The following is an 18,477-nucleotide window of genomic DNA, read 5'->3' as shown; positions in this document are numbered from 1 at the left end:
TCTCCTCATTTAGTCATCATAGAGCAGTTTTTAGGTAGATTTGAGCGGATTTAGGTAGATTTTTGTCAACAGTTGTTACCCCTTACCATGTTCAATGTTTAATTGAGAGGACTTTGATATTACTCTTAAGGTAACACTGGCATCACTAAGCGGTTTAAAAGTAGAAGCCGAAGTAGAAGCCGATCGCGCCTTCCTTAAGATAGATGACGGAGGAGTAGCGGCAATGTTCTCGGATCGGGCGGCTGATTTGAGTGCGGATAGCCGAAATTAAAAAGGATCGGGGTCGATCCGACTCATGTACTGCTTGACATTAAATATGTTTAAAAAATAATAAAAAAGGGCAGGTAAAATTACCTGCCCTCACCCAATTTAAGATTCTAAATTGAATCCTATCTAAAACCTTAAATCGCCTCAGCTTCTGTCAATCAAAGCCACAGGTTCAAAACTGGGCACCACTAAATCATCATTCTGCTTAGTCAACTGGTTATACAACCGTTCCGTATTCGGGAAGTTAGCAGCAGGTAACGTCGGAAAGCGGCGATAAGGAACCGTATCCTCCCCAAACACTTCTGCATATTCCACGCTGTTCACCATTGCGCCGATAAAACCCTTAATGCCTTGGCTAGCAAGGATTTGGTTGTAAACTCGAATTTCTGCCTGATTGCGAGGAGCACGACCTAAGAAATGCTTCGTACCCAACTCAATCACCTTAGTATTGGGATAAGGCGCGTAAAACTGCTTGATATACAGATTCGAGCAACCTAAAGCCTCAATAAACTCCTTAAGGTTGATTTCATTGTTACCAAGCTTGCTTTCCAGCGCTGTGAATTCATTCTTCACAATGTAGGGATTCAAATCGCGCTCGAAAATCTGACGGTAAGCAGCTTGAATTAAAGTATTCAAAGCCACTTTGTCAGTAACAGTCGTCAGCTTGAATACCTTAGTTTGCTCGCGCCGCTTGTTCACCCCTTGGGAAATCCGAGACTGAAGTTCGATATCGCCTCGTGCCATCGACACAGTACCAAGTTCCACAAAGCGCGGGGTTTCTTCAACCTCGACTTTCAGATTCTTATCTGCAATCGAACCAACTCTCATCGTCCGTTGAGACAAACCGGCGGGAGTCAGATAACGCTCATAAGGTACTGTATCTTCCCCGAAGGCTTCGTTATACTCCAAGCTGTCGATAATTGCATCAACCAGAGCATAAAAACCCTTCTTGGAACAGATGTCAAAGTAAGCATTCATCTCGGAGCGACCGTAGGTAGGACGGCCCAAAAGTCTACGGTGAATATACTCGATCGCTTTACAAACATAAAGCGAAGTCCAGTACATTTTACGGAAGACATCGGACTTAGCCAACATCCGAATAAACTCCCGCATGGTGATGTCGCCGTTTTCCAGCTTGATTTCAGCCACTTTTTGGCGTTGGCCATCGAACACATCGCGACCGAACACTTGCAAATAAGCTGCCCGAATCACTGCTTGAGTTGAACTTTCCGTAAAGGAAACGCTGGTTCCCCCTGGGTTTGCCGTAGCAGTGCTCGTGCGGAAACCTTTCTTAGGAGCAATGTAGCCCCCTGGAATTTGGTCGAGTTTGAACACCTTGGGCCCCAGAGTTCCGGGAGCTTTGCCCCGTGCTGCGGGGTTGCTTAATTGGTTGTCAATGCCTGGGCCTTGACGAATTAAGATGCGGCGGGTGTCCTTACCAAAAGGAGCGGGTCGATTTTTGGGGTTGCGAGTTTCTTTGGGGAAAATCGCGCCGAACTGAATTTCTAGCGGGTCATTACCCACACCGTAAACGTGCTGGTCGCGCAGGGGTTGGTTGTAGTCCGCAAACAGGGTGATGAATTGCGGAACTTTGCGGAATGGTGCGCTGTAGTTGAACAGGTCAATCTGCGGCCCCCAGTTGCGACATTCCTGCGCTTCTTGACCTAGACCTCTGAGGTAAGGGACGGTTTCTTCGCCGAAGTAGTCGGAGTATTCTTGGGAGTCTACCATTGCGTCTACTAGAGCTCGCAAACCACCTTTAGAAACGATCGCGAAGTATTTGCTGAATTCTTCGCGGGAACTCAGACCCCGACCGAGGAAGTGGCGGGCTGCCAGTTCTACGGCGCGGGAATTGACGAAGCGATCGTAGAATTGCTTGCGGTACAGGGGAGAATTACCGATGCGGCGAATAAACTCTTTCATCGAGATTTCGCCGTTTTTGACTTTGGATTCGAGGTCGGAAACGCTTTGACTGTAAGCACGGGTGATGTCGCGCTCGAACACCTGGCGGTAAGCGGCTCTGACTATTTCTTGCTTTTCTGAACTCGAAAGACCAGTCTTCATTACAAATTTCTGCCTGCGCTCGGCTGCAATGAAGTAAATTTGGGGCAGTTGTAGACCTTGCTGGTCGTTGCTTTCCCGTTGGCGGATTTTGTCGGAAGGTGTGGGGGCTTTGAATTCGGTGATGGCTACGTCGAAGTATTGCCCGACGATCGCGATCGCTTCTTGATCCTTAGTGAAATACCCCAAGGCTGCTGCCTTCATTTCTTGCATTGCCACAATCGTCGCCGCCGTTGAACAGGCGTTTTCGATGATTTCCCGCAATCCCCGCACGTTGACCGCGATGATATTGGGGTCGCCAGCAACGATCGCGTAAGTGATGTAACGCAAGAACCATGATAAATCCCGTAGGGATTTCGTCATGTTGCCAGGGCCGTAGCGAGATACATTGATCGGCTGGAATCCTGATGGAATTGGGCCGCTACCACCGGAAAATAGCGAACCCAAGCCCCCAAACAATCCGTTGCCACCACCGCTTTCAACATAGGTGACATTTCCCAACTTCATGCCGTCGCCGACACTTTTGCCTGCACCGACTCCTGCAAGCTCTTTTACTTGTTCTGCTGGCTTCTCTAAGAATGCCAAGGGGGAACCCCCCACAAAAATCCGGTTTGCCGCACGAGACACTATCAATTCGGAGTTTTTCGTCAGCGCTTCGGAGATCGCTATGCGCTTTGCACCAGAACTAAAATAGCTTTGTAGTTCCTTCAGTTCTCCCAGTCCTAGAAATCGGTCTTGCTGTTCTGCTTGCGAAATCGTTGCGACTGGTACAGTTTGATATAGTTGCGGACGCGCAACTGAGCTTCCACCGCTTGCCTTAACAGTCATTTGATCTTGTTCGCTCCATTAGAGAGTGGTTACAGTTTTTGCCCAGACTAATTTTCTGGTTCAAGAAGGTTGAAGGTCAAAGTAGGTATTTTTGCCTTTTACTTTTTTCTGTCCCCTTGCTTGAGGTTTTAGCCTAATCACTTATTTCTCAGATTAAAATGTTTCGGGATCATCTCCCTAATTTCTTAAAAAGCCTGCCGACACTTATTTTATAGATTTAACAGGGCATATCTGAGAAATAATGATAAGTTTTATTAACGGTTAACGGTTAACTGTTAACGGTTAACTGTTAACTGGGGCTTCTCCCCCGCTCCCCTGCTCCCCCGCTCCCCCACTCCACATTCTCTAATGCTTTATGGAAACAACACCAGATGTTAGTGCTGCCGTTGGGCGGCTTTACGATACTTACCCCTTCCCACCAGAGCCTTTATTGGACGAACCGCCACCTGGGTACAATTGGCGTTGGTTTTGGCCTGCTGCCTATAGCTTTTGCACGGGTCAGAAACCTGACAAACAAGATATTCGTATTTTAGATGCTGGATGTGGCAGTGGGGTCAGTACAGAATATTTAGTTCATCTCAACCCGGAAGCGTCTGTGGTGGGAATTGACCTCAGCAGCGGTACTTTGGAGGTGGCGAAAGAGCGCTGTCGCCGCTCTGGTGCGGAACGGGTAGCGTTTCATCACCTTAGCCTCTACGATGCTGGACAGTTAGAGGGCGAGTTTGATTTGATTAATTGCGTGGGAGTGCTCCACCATTTACCCGATCCGATCCGGGGCATTCAAGCTTTGGCCCCTAAGTTAAGAAATGGTGGCCTAATGCACATTTTTGTGTATTCGGAGTTGGGTCGCTGGGAAATTCAATTGATGCAAAAGGCGATCGCTCTGCTTCAAGGCGATCGACGTGGAGATTACCGCGATGGTGTTAAAGTCGGTCGTCAATTGTTTGCATCTTTACCAGAAAATAACCGTCTTGTCAAGTATGAAAAGCAACGTTGGGCGATGGAAAATCAGCGGGACGAGTGCTTTGCGGATATGTACGTCCACCCGCAGGAAATTGACTACAACATTGAGACGCTGTTTGAATTAATTGATGCGTCTGGCTTAGAGTTTCTGGGTTTCTCGAATCCGGGGTACTGGCAGTTAGAAAGGCTGTTAGGGAAAGAATCAGGGTTGCTGGAAAGGGCGCAAGATTTGACAGAACGCGATCGTTATCGGCTAATTGAGCTCTTAGACCCGGAACTAAGCCATTACGAGTTTTTCTTGGGGCGATCGCCCTTACCAAAGGCTGATTGGTCAGACGATCGCATTTTACTAGGGGCGATTCCTGAACGTAGTGCCTGTATGTTCGGCTGGCCGAGTGAGAAAGTTTTGGACTATAACTATGAAATGGTTGATTTGTCAACAGTAGAATTTGAGTTTTTGCAAGCTTGCGAGGGAAGCCGAAGCGTAGGGGAAATTTTGGCGGATGTGGATTTAGAAGTGGAGGGAGTGCGATCGCTTGTATCAAAACAGTTGATTTGGCTGATTCCGGGGTAGTAGAGTGTTAAAAACATTCTAGGATGGGGTTAAAATTACGTTATTCTCTTTAGTCCGCGTCGGCGGACTTCTTTTTAGTCGTTTACTTTGTCAGGAGAATAATGCTGATTACTGCCAATACAATGCCCATATAACCGGGCATTGATAGAGCTTTCTGGTGTAGCAAATACACACCAAATAGATTATTGAGAATTATACCAAGACTGCCCATAATAGCTGCAACTCGACCAATTTCGGTGGAACTCCAAAGGTAGATTTGACCGCTAATACCTATAAATCGAGTTACAGTAAAAAGCCAGAAAGAAAAATGGGATAAACTAGCTGTGCTAAATCCAATACTTTTCAGATAGCCCGCGAAAGGAATCTCGCCGAATAGAAATATAATTTGGGTAATTATCGCGACCCATAGAACTTGAGACATAGTGACCTCTTACGTTTGATTTTTTGACATGACGATTCTTGATAAGGTTAAAAAACAATTCTCAAGATGTAAAATAAAATGCCTAAAGAAAAAATGGAAAGGGCAACTTTTGGAAATTGTTGCCCCAACCAAATCACTAAAACCCCTTCAGTAAAGTGACTAGAGTTCTATTTCTTATTTTTGCGTATCTGAACATCAGCATCAGCCGCAGCCTTTGCAGAATCATAGGTTTTTCCAGTTCCCCGACCTACAATTTGACCATTTTGTTTGTACTCGCGGACTTTATCTCCGTAGATGTTGGTGTATTCACGAGAATTGGTTGTCATGGTTTTCTCCTCGATCAGAATAGATATTTATGACGGATTAACTTTTTCAAGTTATCCATGAATTCACAATAACTTAGTTATTTGGCTTTGTATAGTTCAGCTTTTTACGAAAAAATAGATCAAATTAGTTCATTTTGGATCAAAGATCAAAAATAAGTTCAGTTTCAGCTCAATAGTGGTTCTTTGTGGATGATTGATGGATTTAGTAATTTAAGCCGTGCTATCATTCTGGCAAGGTCAAACTTTTTAATCAGGAGAGGTCAGCTTATGCCAGTTACATCTAAAATAGGACGGGAATTACTCGAAAAAGCCTATAAAGGTAAGGGATGGACTCAAGAGAGATGGGCACAGGAAAGTTACTGCTCTCTTGCTACTATTAAACGTATTTTAGGAAAAGTAAACGGCCCAAAAGACGTAGGTGAGAATATTTTAAGTCAAGCGTGTAGCGCCGTAGGTATTAACTGGCGAAATGTGGTGGACTGTGGCGATGACCCGCTCATACAAGAGGTACGGGAGAAGTACGGCAAGTATTTGAACCTTCATCACGGCACAATCAAGTGCTTGGACATGAGTTACCCAATCCGCTTAGATGATGTATTTGTCGAAGTCAATGTTTTAGAGAGATTGACTCGGAATTTGCGACTAACGCAGGAAGAATTAATCGAACAAGCTCACCAGCAAGACTTTGAACGGTTTGGATTTGGGCGAATTCAAGAAGCAGGGCTTTTGGGTTTGGAAGCACTGGAAAGGTTTTCTTGGTTGGTGGTTTTGGGCAAACCTGGTTCTGGGAAAACAACGTTTTTGTGTCGCGTTGCCATTCTCAATCTTCATCGGCAATTTTTGCCGGATTATGTATCAGTTTTTGTGCGTCTTTCAGACTTTGCAGCCGCACCTAATCAACCTTCTTTGGAAGACTATATTATTCAGCATTGGCAATCCCAAGACATTCCTCCAGAGACGGCACAACAGTTATTAAAAAAGGGACGGGTATTGGTATTGTTGGATGGGCTAGATGAGGTGAAAGAGGTAGATAGTCAGCGAGTTGTTCGATGTGTCCAACAGTTTACGGAGAAATTTATCGACAACTATTTTGTTCTGACTTGTCGTATTGCTGCACGGGAATACAGTTTTCCATCTTTTACTGAGGTGGAGGTAGCTGATTTTAAGTTACCCCAAATTCAAGATTTTGCCAGTAAGTGGTTTAACTCCCACGAAACTCGCAAGTCAGCCACAGACTTTATCACACATCTCCAAGCTAATCCTAGAATGCAACAATTAGCTACTTCTCCCCTGTTGTTGACCCTACTTTGTCTAGTATTTGAAGATTCTGGTCAATTTATGGAGAGTCGTGCTGATCTCTACAAACAAGGAATTGAGTTATTATTATTTAAGTGGAATAGTAAGCAGCACAATCTTCAGAGAGAACGAGTTTATAGTGGTTTAAATTATCGTCGAATTCAAGAGTTATTGGCAGAAATTGCCAAAGAGACATTTGAAAAAGATGAACGTTTTTTTCGGGAGAGAAACCTGGAATCATGGATTAGTGATTTTATCCGTAATTTGCCCGAAGCTAAAAGCGATCTAGAGGCTTTGAGAGTAGAGAGTAACAAGGTGCTAAAGTCCATTGCAGAATATGGGCTGCTGGTTGAGCGAGCTCAAAGCTTTTGGTCATTTTCTCACTTAACTTTCCATGAGTATTTGACTGCCCAAGCGATCGTTACTAACTGCAATTATAAATCTATAGACGATCCGGTTCTAAATGAGTTAGCAAATCATCTAACAAAACGTCAATGGCGAGAAGTTTTCTTGTTGGTTGTAGATCTACTAACTGATGCCAGTTGTCTGTTGCAAATAATGAAACAAAAAGTTGATTTTTTAGTTGAGCCTGAAAATATATTACAAGAGATGTTTAACTGTCTCTATCAAAAGTCTTGCTCTGTCAAGACTAAGTACAAGCCTGCGGGTATTCGTGCTTTCTACTTAGATGGGATAATTGAGAATTATGGCGGTTATATTTGTGCAATAGATAAATCGCTTGACTATGATTTATCTATTGATAGTGCATTAAGCAGTATACTGGGTACATTGTTGTATGAACAAAACCTTCACCAAGATTTCGGTCAGGGGGTTAATATTAGTCTAGATCGTGTTATTGAGCCTCTTTTTGAAGTGGATATACCACCAGCAATGGATTATACTCCAGTACGCGATCTCTTTCATTTATGGCAATCTGCCGAACGCAGGAAAGATGTCAAAGCGAGGCTCAGTATTGCTATTGAAAAAGCTGGCGATCCTCGCCAAGGAAATCAAGCCTTAAAACAAGCATTAGAACAACTTCAGACTCAATTCCCTGAAAATTTAGATGAAACCAATCCGGCTTGGTTAAATTCGCAAAAACGCAAAAATTTAGCTGAAAAATTAAGACAAATAATGATTGAATATCGAGGGATTGGCCACGATTGGCAAGGTCAGTTTACACAGAAGCAAAGGGAATTACTTAAGAAGTATTACAATGCAACAGAACTGTTAGCCAATAGTTTGTTTAAGACTAATTGTGTTGTCTCTCCTGAAGTTCGTCAAGAAATTGAAAATACTCTCTTGCTACCTATTTCTGAAATTAGGTTTAGAGATTCAAGATGCTGAATAGCATGAGTTCGATGGAGTCCAATCGTCTGAACTAGGGATTGGGTAGGCGATCGCCAGAACTCAGATAGGTAGGGTCACATTACCGGAACTTTAGACAAATTCTAGATTGTTTGTTAAAGGGCGATCGCCAAGCAGAGGATATCGTGAGCGCACAGACTACTAGCTTTGAGCGATTTTCCAGTGTCTACCGCCTCCTGACCCTCACCCCCTCTCCGCGATCGCATTAATTAATTCTTTTTTAAGTAATGTTGCAGCACCATGATATGATGCTCAATGGACTTGCAGAGCCAAGCCATTTACCTGCATTAGTTTCACCCCTCAAGCGTGAACTCGCCAAACACACCAACGGAACCCATACCTGCAACAGGGGATATTCCTGAAACTGGTTCTGCCTCATCAGAGCCAGCCAAAGATCCCATGCAAGACTTCTATCAACTCCAACAGGATCTGTTGCTGTACAGCCTTGCCTTGACGGGGATAATTTTTATCTCAGTGTGGATTTTTTATAACCTCAACATTGCTCTAAATTACTTGATTGGGGCGTGCACAGGTGTGGTTTACTTGAGAATGTTGGCTAAAAACGTTGAGCGGCTTGGCAGGGAGAACCAACGCCTGAGTAAGACAAGGCTGGTTCTGTTCATGGGGTTGATTATACTAGCAACTCAATGGAATCAGCTACAGATTTTGCCCATTTTCTTGGGATTTCTGACTTATAAAGCTGCGATCGTCTTCTATATGCTGCAATCCGTTTTCATTCCTGACCATAAATAGGTCAGGCAACCTGCCAAACATCCACTTGAGTGAATTTCTCTTGAATGGAAATGCTAAATGTTTTAAACGCCTGGAATGCTCTTCCCCTCGCTGAGTTGGAAGTTGGCAAGCATTTATACTGGCACATAGGCAATCTCAAAGTTCACGGACAGGTGTTTCTCACCTCCTGGATTGTGATTGGTCTTCTCCTAGTAGCTTCCATTGCTGCAACTCGCAACATCCAGAGAGTTCCGAGTGGAATGCAAAATTTCATGGAGTACGCCTTTGAATTCGTGCGAGACTTGGCTAAGAATCAACTCGGCGAAAAAGAGTACCGTCCTTGGGTGCCATTTATCGGCACTTTATTTCTGTTCATTTTTGTATCCAATTGGTCGGGCGCGTTAGTTCCCTGGAAACTAATTAAGCTACCAGAGGGTGAACTAGCGGCACCAACAAACGATATCAATACGACTGTGGCACTTGCCTTGTTGACTTCTCTAGCATATTTTTATGCGGGGTTCAGCAGGCGCGGTTTAGGATACTTCAAGAAGTACATCGAGCCTACCCCAGTTTTGTTGCCGATCGCTATTTTGGAAGATTTTACCAAGCCTCTTTCCCTGAGCTTCCGTCTATTTGGTAACATTTTAGCGGATGAATTAGTGGTGGCAGTGCTGGTACTGCTGGTTCCCTTGTTTGTCCCTCTGCCCGTGATGCTTTTAGGTTTATTTACCAGTGCTATTCAAGCCTTGGTATTTGCCACCTTGGCAGGAGCCTATATCCACGAGGCAATGGAAGGACATGGTGAAGAGCATCATGAGGAACATTCTTAGGAAATGTGAAAGATGAAGGATAAATAATAACTTCACTCCTCATATTTCAAATAGCACCAATTTGTAATCTTTCAGTTGTTCATTTTGTACTTTAGGTAAGGAAAACTATCATGAACCCCATCGTTGCTGCTGCTTCTGTAATCGCTGCCGGTTTAGCTATTGGTTTAGGCGCGATTGGCCCTGGTATTGGACAAGGTAATGCCTCTGGTCAAGCTGTAGAAGGTATTGCCCGTCAACCAGAAGCAGAAGGCAAAATTCGCGGTACTCTCCTTTTGAGTTTAGCTTTCATGGAATCCCTTACCATTTACGGTCTGGTGATTGCACTGGTGCTGCTATTTGCTAATCCCTTCGCCTAATATCAACGGCGCGTAATAAGGGGCGGAAAGTAATCTGCCCCTGCACAAAGGAGGAAATTTCGTGTTTGATTTTGATGCAACTTTGCCGTTGATGGCGTTGCAATTCTTAGTTTTGACTGTAGTGCTGAATGCAGTTTTCTATAAGCCCTTGACTAAGACTTTGGACGAGCGAGATGATTACATCCGCAACACTCAAAAGGGAGCGCAGGAACGCTTGGCGAAAGCTGAGAAAATGGCTCACGAGTACGAGCAAAAACTAGGTGAAAGCCGCAAACAATCTCAAGCGATTATTGTGGCCGCTCAAGCAGATGCTCAGAAAATTGCGTCGGAAAAAGTTGCTGGGGCGCAAAAAGAAGCTCAAGTTTCGCGAGAACAAGCGGCGAAAGAAATAGATCGGCAAAAGCAAGAGGCAATGCGATCGCTAGAGCAAGAAGTAGACGCTCTCAGTCGCCAGATTTTAGAAAAGCTATTAGGCCCAGCGTTGGCCAAATAGCCTTGCCCAATCAGCAGCGCATTTATGGAAGAATATCATGGGGACTGTTTTATTGCTAGCCGCAGAAGCTAGTCACGAAGGTGGTTTCGGTCTAAATTTCGATATTTTAGGAACCAACCTGATTAACCTGATCATTGTGATTGGAGTGGTGGTTTACTTCGGGCGCGGCTTTTTAGGGAAAATCCTAAGCGAGCGGCGTGCCGCCATCGAAGAGGCAATTAATGATGCCGAAAAACGCCAAAAAGATGCCGCAGCAGCTTTAGCAGAACAACAGCAGAAATTGACTCAAGCGCAAGCGGAAGCTGAGCGGATTCGAGCTGTTGCTGAAGAAAATGCTACGGCGGCGAAAGCAGCCATCCTCGCTCAAGCGGCGCAAGATGTTGAACGCATGAAAGCAGACGCGGGTAGAGAGTTGGAGGCGGAGAGAGAAAGAGCGATCGCTCAACTCAGAGCCGTCGTTGCATCTATGGCCTTAGAAAGAGTTGAAAATCAACTCAAAACTAGCTTAGATGACAGCGCTCAAAACCAACTAATCGACCGTAGCATTGCTTTATTGGGAGGCAGGTAGTGAGTACAGTTAACGCAGAAATCGTACAGCCTTACGCATCAGCATTGATGTCCGTGGCTCAGTCAAACAATCTCACTGAGGAATTTGGCCAAGATGTGCGTGCCTTGCTAAGCCTCTTGGACAGTTCCGCTGAACTGCGCCAGGTTTTAGGAAATCCTCTAGTTAAGCCAGATGTCAAAAAAAGAGTATTAGAGCAGGTAGCGGGTGATGGAATTAGCCCCTTCGTGCGAAACTTTTTGAGACTATTGGTAGATAAGGGAAGGATTTATTTCCTAGAGGGAATTGGCAAAGAATATCTAGCAAAACTCCGCGAATTAAATCAAACTGTTTTGGCGGAAGTAACTTCGGCTGTGCCGCTTTCAGAAGCGCAACAGCAGACAGTTAAGGAGAAAGTTCAAGCGATGACAGGCGCTAGTCAAGTTGAGCTTGAATCAAAACTTGATAGCGAGTTAATTGGCGGTGTCATCATCAAAGTAGGCTCTCAAGTAATTGATGCTAGCCTGCGCGGACAACTTCGCCGTCTAGGAATTCGTTTGAGTGCAGGGTAGTTAATTGTTAACTGTTAACGGTTAACGGTTAACTGTTAACTGTTGACTGTCATCAATTACCAATTACCAATTACCAATTACCAATTACCTTAACAGTTAACTATTAACAGTTAACCGTTAACCACTAACAACTAACCACTAAAAAATTAAAATGGCAGCAATCAGACCTGACGAAATCAGCAGTATTATTCGGCAGCAAATTGAGCAGTACGACCAAGATGTTAAAGTTTCTAACGTGGGTACTGTGCTGCAAGTAGGCGACGGTATTGCCCGGATTTATGGCTTAGATAAAGCCATGTCTGGGGAATTGTTAGAGTTTGCCGACGGCACTGTAGGTTTGGCTCTTAACTTAGAAGAAGATAACGTCGGTGCAGTGTTAATGGGACAAGGCCTCGGCATCCAAGAAGGTTCGGCGGTTACTGCTACTGGCAGAATTGCTCAAGTCCCTGTGGGTGAAGCGATGCTGGGACGGGTAGTAGATGCCTTGGCTCGTCCGATTGACGGCAAAGGTGAAATCAAGTGTAGTGAAACTCGCTTGATTGAATCGCCGGCTCCTGGTATTGTTTCTCGTCGCTCTGTTTATGAGCCGATGCAGACTGGAATTACTGCTATTGATGCGATGATCCCAGTGGGACGCGGCCAACGGGAACTGATTATTGGTGACAGACAAACCGGCAAAACTGCGATCGCAGTTGATACGATTATTAACCAAAAAAGCGAAAATGTAGTTTGCGTTTACGTCGCAATTGGTCAAAAAGCTTCCACTGTAGCCAACGTCGTCAATACCCTGCAAGAAAAGGGCGCGATGGACTACACAATCGTCGTAGCTGCTAACGCTAGCGACCCCGCAACATTGCAATATTTGGCTCCTTACACTGGTGCAAGTTTAGCTGAATATTTCATGTACAAAGGTAAGCACACCCTGATCATTTATGATGACCTTTCCAAACAGGCCCAAGCTTATCGTCAAATGTCGCTGCTGCTACGTCGCCCACCAGGACGCGAAGCTTATCCTGGGGATGTATTCTACTTACACTCTCGCTTGTTAGAAAGAGCAGCAAAACTGAGCAATGATTTAGGCGAAGGTAGTATGACTGCTTTGCCAATTATTGAAACCCAAGCCGGTGACGTTTCTGCTTACATTCCTACAAATGTAATTTCGATTACTGACGGTCAAATCTTCCTTTCTTCTGACTTATTTAACTCCGGTTTGCGTCCGGCTGTAAACCCTGGTATTTCGGTATCGCGGGTGGGTTCAGCGGCTCAAACTAAGGCAATGAAAAAAGTTGCTGGTAAAGTGAAGTTGGAGTTAGCGCAGTACGATGATTTGGCTGCGTTCTCTCAGTTTGCTTCTGATTTGGATAAAGCTACTCAAAATCAGTTGGCGCGGGGTCAACGTTTGCGGGAATTGCTGAAACAACCGCAAAATTCGCCTCTGCCAATGAACGAGCAAGTGGCTATTATCTATGCTGGGATTAATGGTTATTTAGATGAAATTCCAGTTGATAAGGTGAATAAGTTTGCCTCTGGTTTGCGCGATTATTTACGGACTAGCAAGCCTCGTTACGGTGAGATTGTTCAGGGCGAAAAGCAACTGAGCGATGAGGCTGAGAAGTTGCTCAAAGAAGGGATTGCTGAGTATACGCAAACTTTCTTAGTTTCTGCATAAATTACAGTTAACGGTTAACGGTTAACAGTTAACTGTTAACTGTTAATCGTTAAATGTTGAGATTTAAGTTGAATTTTTTCGGAAGGTAAAAGGATAAATTTATGGCAAATCTAAAAGCTATTCGCGAGCGGATTAAGTCTGTCAAAAACACTAGAAAGATTACTGAAGCGATGCGTTTGGTGGCTGCTGCTAAGGTGCGCCGGGCTCAGGAACAGGTGATTGCTACTCGGCCTTTTGCGGATCGTTTGGCGCAAGTTTTATACGGTTTGCAGGCACGTTTGCGGTTTGAAGACGCTGATTTACCCTTGTTGAAGAAACGGGATATTAAGTCGGTTGGCTTGTTAGTAATTTCTGGCGATCGCGGTTTGTGCGGCGGCTACAATAGCAGTATTATCAAACGGGCTGAGATTCGGGCTAGAGAATTGAAGGCGGAAGGGGTTGATTACAAGTTTATACTGGTGGGACGCAAGGCAATCCAGTATTTTCAGCGCCGCAATGCGCCAATTTCTGCTACTTTTGCTAATTTAGATCAGATTCCTACAGCAGCAGAAGCATCTCAAGTTGCTGATGAGTTACTGTCTTTATTCCTATCGGGAACTGTGGATAGGATTGAGTTAATTTACACTAAGTTTGTGTCCTTGATTAGTTCGCGTCCAGTGATTCAAACTTTGTTACCTCTAGATCCCCAGGGTTTAGAAGTACAAGATGATGAAATTTTCCGCTTAACTTCTGTTGGCGGACAATTTCAAGTATCGCGGGAAAAGGTAACGAATCCGGTGAAAAGTTTGCCCAGAGATATGATTTTTGAGCAAGATCCCGTGCAAATTTTGGATGCTTTGTTACCGCTTTATTTGAATAACCAATTGTTGCGAGCTCTGCAAGAATCGGCGGCGAGTGAGTTGGCGGCGCGGATGACAGCGATGAATAATGCTAGTGAGAATGCTAGCGATTTGATTGGGACTTTAACGCTCTCTTATAATAAGGCGCGGCAGGCGGCAATTACTCAGGAAATTCTGGAGGTTTGCGGCGGCGCTGAGGCGTTAAGAGGTTAGGTTTTAAGTTGACAATTTGTGATTTTTATGCTATGCGTCTGGGGTAACTCAGGCGCTTTTTTTGCTGTTTTCATCAGCAATATCCATAGCTAAATCCTCACGACTTACTCCCATTGTTAAGTAGAAGGAAGAAGGAAGAAGGAAGAAGGAAGAATGTTTATACAGTCAGCTTTTTAGCCATCCCGATCTGATGTTTAATTAGGTGGATTTACTTATTCAGTTTACGCAAGAGGAGCAAAGCGCTTTAAAAACAAAGCAGGCAAAATAATTGGAATCCCTGCACCGATACAAATGAGAGCTTGGATAAAACTAAGCGGTTGGGTAGTAAATAGCGGGTTTATGAAAGTCAACTGGCTAAAGAAAACTTGAAATATAAACACACAAACCACACCGATCGCAGGAATATAAGCAATTTCTTGAGTGCGATCTTTTAAATAGGCAAACAAAGATGGAATAAATTGGCTAATACTTAATAAGTAAAAGGTTTCTGCGGAAACGAGGGTATGGACTGCCATTGTCCGAGCCAAATTGATATTACCTGTGGTTTGCGAAGCCCATTCAAAAATGCCAAGTACAGCAATGAGATTGAAGATGGAAATAATCAGGATGCGCCACAGTAATTTCTTGGTTAATAGGGGTTCATTGGGACGGCGGGGCGATCGCTTCATAGTCTCAGCCGATTTGGGCTCAAATGCTAGAGTGGCACTCAGGGCGACGGAACTCACCATGTTTACCCAGAGAATCTGCACGGGCAAAATTGGCAAGGTTGTACCAGCCAAGATTCCCACCAATATGGTCAGCGCCTCTCCACCATTGACGGGTAGGATAAACCCAATGGTTTTCAACAGGTTGCCATAAACGGTGCGTCCTTCTTCTACGGCGGCTTCAATGGAGGCAAAGTTATCATCGGTCAACACCATATCTGCTGCTTCTTTGGCAACTTCCGTACCTGTAATCCCCATCGCTATGCCAATATCCGCCTGCTTTAGTGCTGGGGCATCATTGACCCCATCTCCAGTCATGGCAACAATTTCGCCCTTGGACTGTAAGGCTTCTACCAGTCGCAGCTTCTGTTCAGGCGCAACCCGCGCAAACACATTACTAGCTTCGACGGCATTCGCCAGTTCTCGATCGTCCATTTCTGCCAGTTGCTTCCCAGTGAACACTAGGGCATCTTCCTCTTGGCTGAGTCCCATTTTACGGGCGATCGCGGCGGCAGTTAGAGCATGATCGCCCGCGATCATCTTGACTTGAATTCCCACAGACTGACAGACTCGCACGGCGGCGATCGCTTCGGCTCTGGGTGGGTCGATCATGCCTTGGAGTCCCAGAAAGACTAGATTGTTGTCAATATCTTCGCGATCGATCCCTTGCTTTTGGGCAGAGATTTCTTTCTTAGCAAATGCCAGAACCCTTAAACCTTGGGATGCCATCCGATCGACAACTTGCTCAATTTCCTCTCGATTTAAGTCGATGTTTTGACTATCTGCATCAATTTGGTGATGACATTGCTTGAGAATAGACTCTGCCGAACCTTTAACATAAATCGTGTGGCGATCGGCTAGTTCTCTTTGCTGATGCAAGGTTGCCATATATTGAAACTGCGACTCAAAAGGAATTGTATCTAGTCGCGGTTGTTCCTGCTCTAGTTCTTGCAGTGTCAACCCTGCCTTTTGCGCCGAGACAATCAGTGCCCCTTCGGTGGGATCGCCTGCTACAGATAACTGCTCCTCTTGTTCTTGGAGGTGAGAGTCGTTGCACAATAAGCCACACTGCAAGCATTCCTGCAATATGGGAAATTGACTTACCTCTACAGGGCGATCGTTTTGTAAAATCGAGCCCTCCTCTAGGTAGCCCACCCCACTAACAGTGTAGGAACTCCCCCCAGCATAGATAGCTTGGACGGTCATCTGATTTTCGGTGAGAGTGCCTGTTTTATCCGAACAGATTACCGTCGTACTACCGAGGGTTTCGACGGCGGGCAGTTTGCGGATAATCGCGTGTTGCTTGGCCATCCGCTCCACCCCCAGCGCTAGCGTCACTGTCACCACGGCTGGAAGTCCTTCGGGAATGGCACTCACGGCTAGGGCAACTGCCGTCTTAAACCCGTCTGTCCAGGTTCCTCCTTTGCCCATCACCACAGCAAACATGAATGCTGACAACCCTAGAATGACGTACAGCAGACTCTTACTAAATTGCTCAATCTTGCGAGTAAGTGGCGTTTCCAGCGCAGTGCTTTGATCCATCAGTTGCGAAATTCGCCCAGTTTCGGTCTGGTTGGCGATCGCTACCACAATTCCTTTTGCCTGCCCAAATGTCACCAAGCTTCCGGCATAGGCCATGTTGCTGCGATCGGCTAAAACCGTTTCAGCGGCTAGGGGTTCGGTTGCTTTTTGGACGGGAACGGATTCCCCTGTCAATGCCGATTCACTCACCTGCAAGTCACGCACATTGACTAACCGCACGTCAGCAGGCACTTTGTCACCGGATGTCAGTAATACCAGATCGCCAGGAACCAGTTCGCGGGAGTTGAGGCGCACCTTTTGCCCATCTCGAATCATGGTGGCTTCAGTGGTGACAGATTTGGCTAGGGCGGCGATCGCATTTTCGGCTTTTGATTCTTGGACAAAGCCAATTACGGCGTTAATCAACATCACGCCCAGAATCACCCCCGCATCCACCCAGTCCTTTAGCAGCAGGGTGACGATGCCAGCAACTAACAAAATATAAATTAACGGTTGGTTGAATTCCATCAGGAAACGGATGATGGGACTTTTCCCTGCTTTCCCTTTGATTTCATTGAAACCATAAAGTTTCTGACGTTCAGACACCTCTGCTTCTGACAATCCCGCTTCTAAATCTATCCTCAGATATTTCGCAGCATCGGCCGCAGATTGCTTGTGCCATTGCTGCTCAGTGAGATTCTCAATAGTAGAAGATGTCATGCTTAGAGGCTTGAATGAATTTAACCGGATTATGTTAACCTCTGTTTGGCACAAATTAAAACTATCTTTTGAGAGAAGGGACTAGGACGACCTTTACCTTTGAGTCGAATTCTACTACCTGGTTTTGCGCCTGCGGGAATGCGGACGTTAATTGTTTCGTCGTCGAGTTGCAGCCGTTTCTGGACACCATTGGCATCACTGACCTCTTAATTGGGGGTTATTTCGCGGTGGGTAGTAAGATCAAATCCGGCAACACCGGAATGAATATATTTTTAAGAATGCGATCGCGAACCGTAACAACGATCGCGATTGGGAATTCCTACTCCTAATTGTGAAAGGGATCTATCAAGGCAAATTCATTAAACAATCGATCGCACCAATCCACCCTCGACTCGCAAGGCTGCCCCATTAATTGCAGAGGCTAAAGGACTAGCAACAAATGCAACTAATGCAGCAACTTCAGAAGTTGAAGCAAATCGTTGAATCAGAGAAGATGGACGAGTCTTAGTAAAGAATTCTTTCTCAACTTGTTCGGCTGAAATATTTTGTTCTTTGGCAAGTCCCTCGATGAAAGTTTCCACTCCTTCGGAACGGGTTGGGCCTGGCAATACGGTATTTACTGTGACTTGACTGCCTGCCGTTGTTTCAGCTAAACCACGAGCCAATGCTATTTGTGCAGTCTTGGTAACGCCATAGTGAATCATTTCAACGGGAATATTCAAGCCAGATTCACTAGAGATAAAAATAATGCGTCCCCAATCTTTTTTGAGCATTAAAGGTAAGTAATGACGCGAGAGCCTGACACCGCTCATTACGTTTACTTCGATAAAGTTCATCCACTCTTCATCGGAGATCTCTTCAAATGCTTTAGCGCCATAAATTCCCAAGTTGTTAACCAGAATGTTGACTTCTGGCACTTGTTGAAATAACAATTCAGCTCCAGCTTGGGTTCCCAAATCGGCAGTAATTCCCTGAAGTTTGGCGTTGGGGACGCTTTGCTGAATGCTTTTAAGGGCATTGTTTACGCGCTCTTGGGTTCTGCCATTGACAATGACAGTGGCTCCTTCCTGGGCAAGTGTCGTAGCGATCGCTAGTCCAATTCCGGCGGTGGAACCGCTAACCAATGCAATCCGATCTGATAGTTGAAGATCCATACTTTTTTAACTAGGGGCTAGGGGAA

At 45.1% G+C, this 18,477-nt stretch carries 15 protein-coding genes; 10 read left to right on the top strand and 5 right to left on the bottom strand.

Annotated elements, in window-relative coordinates:
* Positions 1-411: 411 nt before the first annotated feature.
* A complete protein-coding gene (locus tag OSCI_RS19535) occupies positions 412-3,156 on the bottom strand; it encodes a phycobilisome rod-core linker polypeptide (protein WP_007356833.1) in 2,745 nt (914 codons plus the stop codon).
* A gap of 355 nt (positions 3,157-3,511) precedes the next feature.
* Here OSCI_RS19535 and OSCI_RS19530 point away from each other — a divergent pair, with 355 nt between their 5' ends.
* Complete coding sequence (locus OSCI_RS19530) at positions 3,512-4,693, top strand: class I SAM-dependent methyltransferase (protein ID WP_007356832.1); 1,182 nt, start codon at positions 3,512-3,514, stop codon at positions 4,691-4,693.
* 82 nt (positions 4,694-4,775) lie between these two features.
* Here OSCI_RS19530 and OSCI_RS19525 read toward each other — a convergent pair whose 3' ends face one another.
* Together OSCI_RS19525 and OSCI_RS30860 are read right to left on the bottom strand one after the other, a co-directional pair.
* Complete coding sequence (locus tag OSCI_RS19525; protein WP_007356831.1) at positions 4,776-5,114, bottom strand: hypothetical protein; 339 nt, start codon at positions 5,112-5,114, stop codon at positions 4,776-4,778.
* A gap of 167 nt (positions 5,115-5,281) precedes the next feature.
* Positions 5,282-5,440, bottom strand: coding sequence for a hypothetical protein (locus tag OSCI_RS30860; protein ID WP_007356830.1), 159 nt, complete (start codon positions 5,438-5,440; stop codon positions 5,282-5,284).
* Between the two features lie 267 nt (positions 5,441-5,707).
* Between OSCI_RS30860 and OSCI_RS19520 the strand changes: the two genes are divergently transcribed.
* From OSCI_RS19520 to OSCI_RS19480, 9 genes are all read left to right on the top strand, one after another.
* Positions 5,708-8,083, top strand: coding sequence for an NACHT domain-containing protein (locus OSCI_RS19520; protein WP_007356829.1), 2,376 nt, complete (start codon positions 5,708-5,710; stop codon positions 8,081-8,083).
* A 327-nt stretch (positions 8,084-8,410) separates the two neighbouring features.
* Entirely contained in the window at positions 8,411-8,857 is a 447-nt protein-coding gene (locus OSCI_RS19515; RefSeq protein WP_007356828.1) for an ATP synthase subunit I, read from the top strand.
* Between the two features lie 44 nt (positions 8,858-8,901).
* Positions 8,902-9,666 carry a F0F1 ATP synthase subunit A gene (gene atpB / locus OSCI_RS19510; protein WP_007356827.1) on the top strand — a complete coding sequence of 255 codons (765 nt, stop codon included), beginning with the start codon at positions 8,902-8,904 and terminating at the stop codon, positions 9,664-9,666.
* 110 nt (positions 9,667-9,776) lie between these two features.
* Complete coding sequence (gene atpE / locus OSCI_RS19505; RefSeq protein ID WP_007356826.1) at positions 9,777-10,022, top strand: ATP synthase F0 subunit C; 246 nt, start codon at positions 9,777-9,779, stop codon at positions 10,020-10,022.
* A gap of 61 nt (positions 10,023-10,083) precedes the next feature.
* On the top strand, positions 10,084-10,515 hold the full coding sequence (locus tag OSCI_RS19500) for a F0F1 ATP synthase subunit B' (protein WP_007356825.1): 432 nt from the start codon (positions 10,084-10,086) through the stop codon (positions 10,513-10,515).
* Positions 10,516-10,552: 37 nt separating this feature from the next.
* A complete protein-coding gene (locus OSCI_RS19495; RefSeq protein WP_007356824.1) occupies positions 10,553-11,083 on the top strand; it encodes a F0F1 ATP synthase subunit B in 531 nt (176 codons plus the stop codon).
* Positions 11,083-11,631, top strand: coding sequence for an ATP synthase F1 subunit delta (gene atpH, locus OSCI_RS19490; protein ID WP_007356823.1), 549 nt, complete (start codon positions 11,083-11,085; stop codon positions 11,629-11,631). Before OSCI_RS19495 ends, atpH begins: the two co-directional genes overlap by 1 nt.
* 151 nt (positions 11,632-11,782) lie before the next feature.
* Positions 11,783-13,300 carry a F0F1 ATP synthase subunit alpha gene (gene atpA, locus OSCI_RS19485; RefSeq protein WP_007356822.1) on the top strand — a complete coding sequence of 506 codons (1,518 nt, stop codon included), beginning with the start codon at positions 11,783-11,785 and terminating at the stop codon, positions 13,298-13,300.
* Between the two features lie 101 nt (positions 13,301-13,401).
* Positions 13,402-14,352, top strand: coding sequence for a F0F1 ATP synthase subunit gamma (locus OSCI_RS19480; RefSeq protein WP_007356821.1), 951 nt, complete (start codon positions 13,402-13,404; stop codon positions 14,350-14,352).
* A 221-nt stretch (positions 14,353-14,573) separates the two neighbouring features.
* On the opposite strand, the gene OSCI_RS19475 is transcribed toward OSCI_RS19480, so the two are convergent.
* Positions 14,574-17,297: a cation-translocating P-type ATPase gene (locus tag OSCI_RS19475; RefSeq protein ID WP_007356820.1), complete on the bottom strand. Its 2,724-nt coding sequence runs from the start codon at positions 17,295-17,297 to the stop codon at positions 14,574-14,576.
* Between the two features lie 359 nt (positions 17,298-17,656).
* Positions 17,657-18,451: an SDR family NAD(P)-dependent oxidoreductase gene (locus OSCI_RS19470; RefSeq protein ID WP_007356819.1), complete on the bottom strand. Its 795-nt coding sequence runs from the start codon at positions 18,449-18,451 to the stop codon at positions 17,657-17,659.
* Positions 18,452-18,477: the final 26 nt, after the last annotated feature.

It is taken from the genome of Kamptonema sp. PCC 6506 (assembly GCF_000180455.1).
Classification (GTDB): domain Bacteria; phylum Cyanobacteriota; class Cyanobacteriia; order Cyanobacteriales; family Microcoleaceae; genus Kamptonema; species Kamptonema formosum.
This window is presented reverse-complemented; position numbering and strand designations above follow the sequence as displayed.

Excerpts from the sequence above, each read along its gene's own strand:
- OSCI_RS19475 (WP_007356820.1), bottom strand. The coding sequence starts at position 17,297 with ATGACATCTTCTACTATTGAGAATCTCACTGAGCAGCAATGGCACAAG.
- OSCI_RS19495 (WP_007356824.1), top strand. The coding sequence starts at position 10,553 with ATGGGGACTGTTTTATTGCTAGCCGCAGAAGCTAGTCACGAAGGTGGT.
- atpB (WP_007356827.1), top strand. The coding sequence starts at position 8,902 with ATGGAAATGCTAAATGTTTTAAACGCCTGGAATGCTCTTCCCCTCGCT.
- OSCI_RS30860 (WP_007356830.1), bottom strand. The coding sequence starts at position 5,440 with ATGACAACCAATTCTCGTGAATACACCAACATCTACGGAGATAAAGTC.
- OSCI_RS19520 (WP_007356829.1), top strand. The coding sequence starts at position 5,708 with ATGCCAGTTACATCTAAAATAGGACGGGAATTACTCGAAAAAGCCTAT.
- OSCI_RS19535 (WP_007356833.1), bottom strand. The coding sequence starts at position 3,156 with ATGACTGTTAAGGCAAGCGGTGGAAGCTCAGTTGCGCGTCCGCAACTA.
- OSCI_RS19525 (WP_007356831.1), bottom strand. The coding sequence starts at position 5,114 with ATGTCTCAAGTTCTATGGGTCGCGATAATTACCCAAATTATATTTCTA.
- atpE (WP_007356826.1), top strand. The coding sequence starts at position 9,777 with ATGAACCCCATCGTTGCTGCTGCTTCTGTAATCGCTGCCGGTTTAGCT.
- OSCI_RS19470 (WP_007356819.1), bottom strand. The coding sequence starts at position 18,451 with ATGGATCTTCAACTATCAGATCGGATTGCATTGGTTAGCGGTTCCACC.
- atpA (WP_007356822.1), top strand. The coding sequence starts at position 11,783 with ATGGCAGCAATCAGACCTGACGAAATCAGCAGTATTATTCGGCAGCAA.
- OSCI_RS19480 (WP_007356821.1), top strand. The coding sequence starts at position 13,402 with ATGGCAAATCTAAAAGCTATTCGCGAGCGGATTAAGTCTGTCAAAAAC.
- OSCI_RS19530 (WP_007356832.1), top strand. The coding sequence starts at position 3,512 with ATGGAAACAACACCAGATGTTAGTGCTGCCGTTGGGCGGCTTTACGAT.